The sequence below is a fragment of the uncultured Nostoc sp. genome (assembly GCF_964247315.1).
Taxonomy (GTDB): domain Bacteria; phylum Cyanobacteriota; class Cyanobacteriia; order Cyanobacteriales; family Nostocaceae; genus Nostoc.
Genome location: NZ_CAXTTT010000246.1, coordinates 1 through 2,763 on the forward strand (window position 1 = coordinate 1; position 2,763 = coordinate 2,763).

General features: G+C 43.5%; 2 protein-coding genes. One reads left to right on the forward strand and one right to left on the reverse strand.

Annotated features, from left to right (window positions below; all coding sequences use genetic code 11):
• Positions 1 to 125: 125 nt before the first annotated feature.
• Positions 126 to 353, reverse strand: a complete 228-nt coding sequence (locus ACFE93_RS34345; RefSeq protein ID WP_375480560.1) for a hypothetical protein — start codon at positions 351 to 353, stop codon at positions 126 to 128.
• Positions 354 to 521: 168 nt separating this feature from the next.
• Between ACFE93_RS34345 and ACFE93_RS34350 the strand changes: the two genes are divergently transcribed.
• Positions 522 to 2,763: NB-ARC domain-containing protein (locus tag ACFE93_RS34350; protein WP_375480562.1), on the forward strand; the 2,242-nt coding region annotated here is incomplete at its 3' end.

Consider the following 2,763-nt stretch of genomic DNA (forward strand, 5'->3'; position numbering starts at 1 on the left):
ACCCTAACCCTCCCCTTGTAAAGGGGAGGGAACTACTAGATTTCTTTTCCCCCCTTTCCAAGGGGGGATTAAGGGGGGTAATGCGACTTGTGCGTACACCATAGCTTTTTAAGGGAGGAATCAGTTCATCTTTTACTCTTGCTTTTTAGAGAATCGTTTTTCTCCCTTTTATCCCGCAAGCTACAGAATTTAACCAGCACTGGAATATACTGTTGAATCATCCAAATCAACGCCTCAATGGATGAGTTACCTTCGTCGATTCGGCTTTTAGCTTGTAAACCAATCAAGAATAGTTGCATTGCTAGCAACAATGCAATGGTTTTACTGAGAATATTTTGACGCTTACCTTGCATTTGTTTGTACCCCAAAGAGTTGATAGATACAGGTTCTCTTTGGGGTTGTGTCCTTAAGCAAATACCCTAATCTTGCTGAAAATGCCTTAGAATCTGGATTACATGAGTTTGGGGTGGTAGTTTCAATATGGGGTAGCCTCAAACTTCTTACTCAATTTTTTAGATGTAATGCCACGAACTACCTATGGGCCTGAGATTCAAAAGCGAGTCAAGCGTTTGCTAGAGGCGTTGCTTTGTTTTGTCGATGGAGAATTTGAGGACGATAATTTTAAAATTGAGTCCGACTGGAAAGAAGCAGACAGCGTTAACCCCAAGCTGATTGTGCAGACTACATTAGTCGTGTTGGAGTTGCTGACCCAAAAAGACAAATATCCTGGCAAGTTAACTAAAGTGCAAATTCGAGAAGCGCTGAATTTGCTGAAGGATTTTTTGAAGATTCTGGAAGATAACCGTCTCCAAACTCAAGGTTCTGATAACTGGTATTTTACACTCAAGCTATGGTCAACGGATAGGGAAAAGAACTTAAAACGGTTTGATGAGGGATGGGAAAATAACAGACCAAAAAAATCGAAAGCAGAAAACCCCTCTCCAAACCTCTCCCCCACAGGGAGAGAGGCTTTGAATGTTCCCCCTTCCCTTGTAGAAAAGGGGGTTAGGGGGTTAGGTCACATACAAATATTTCAAGCGCCACCTTTACCCACACACTTTGTAGAACGCCCAGAGTACAGCGATGATTTAAAGACTCGTCTTTTAAATGGTTCATCGTCTGATAGTCGTACTTTAGTAATTACTGCGATTCACGGTTTGGGTTCGGTGGGCAAATCTACTTTAGCGGCGGCTTTAGCCCACGATGTAGAAATACAATCTCGTTTTTATGATGGCATTCTTTGGGCAACATTAGGTCAACAACCCAATGTGCTTGCTTTACTTAGTGGCTGGGTGCAAGCATTAGGAGACTATAGCTTTAAGCCTACAAGTGAAGAAGCAACTTCCTCGCATTTGCGGACTCTGCTTTATGACAAGGCTGTGTTGCTGGTGGTGGATGATGCTTGGAATACCGAAGATGCACGAGCTTTTAATTTTGGTGGTGCGCGTTGTCAAGTTTTAGTAACTACTCGTGAAGGTCACATTGCCGATGCCTTAGCAGCTAGCATCTACAGTCTGGATATAATGAAACCAGACCAGGCAATGGAATTGCTGACGAAGAAATTAAGACGCGAGATTACTGGCACAGAATGTCACTCAGCAGAAAATTTAGCCAAAGGTGTTGGTTATCTTCCCCTAGCATTGGAACTCGCAGCCGCCGAAGTTGCCTGTGGTACGACTTGGAATGAACTATTGGCGGATATTCAGCAAGAAGTAGCCAGATTAACAAGTTTTGACCGACCGGAAGCCGAAGAAATTACCGATGAGGCTAGTTTAAAACGCCTGAGTTTAACCGCATCATTAAATTTGAGTGTCAAGAGAATGCCACCACAAAAGCAGCAGCATTTCTCTTGGTTAGGGGTGTTGCCAGAGGATGTCAACATTAATAAGATGATGGCGGCAACGCTGTGGCAAATGGATAAGCGTGATGCTGCCAAGATGTTGCAATATTTACGGAATAAAGCATTGCTATTAACAGGAGTACCGCTTGCTGATGGTATGCCTACCTATCGCTTACATGACTTATTCCACGATTTAGCTTGTAATTTGTTAACTGCTCCCTCTGAGCCAAAGCGCCCAGGAGATTTGGCTGGGTTGGGTTTAAACCTTGCTGATGTTCACGCTGCTTTTTTAAACAAGTATCGGCAGAAAACCCAGAATGGTTTATGGCATACTTTACTCGATGATAGTTATATTCATCAGTATTTAGTTTGGCATTTGGAAAAGGCTGGACAGTTAGAAGAGATTCACCAGTTATTGCGGGAAGAGTCTGCAACTGGAAGCAATGGCTGGTATGAAGTGCGAGAACAATTGGCACAAACTGGCGGTTATATCACAGATATTTCTCGTGCCTGGGAACTAGCAGAAGCAAATTGGACTGAATCAACACTAAGCTTGCAGTGTCGTTATGCTTTGATTACTGCATCGATGAATAGTTTGGCAGCTAATCTACCAGCAGATTTGCTGGTAGCGTTGGTCAAAAACAAGATGTGGACTCCCGAACAAGGACTAGCTTATGCCCTGCAAAAACCAGAACCACAAGAGAAAATTGACTCGCTGACAGAACTAGTCAATTATTTAACACCAAATCTTCAAGAATTAGCACTGCAAAAAGCCCTTGCTGCTGCCAGGGCGATTCAGGATGAGTCGAATCGTGCCTATGCTTTGAGTGCCTTAGCTGACAAACTGCCAGATATATTGCCAGAAGCGCTTGCTGCTGCCAGGGCGATTCAGGATGAGTCGAATCGTGCCAATGCCTTGAGTG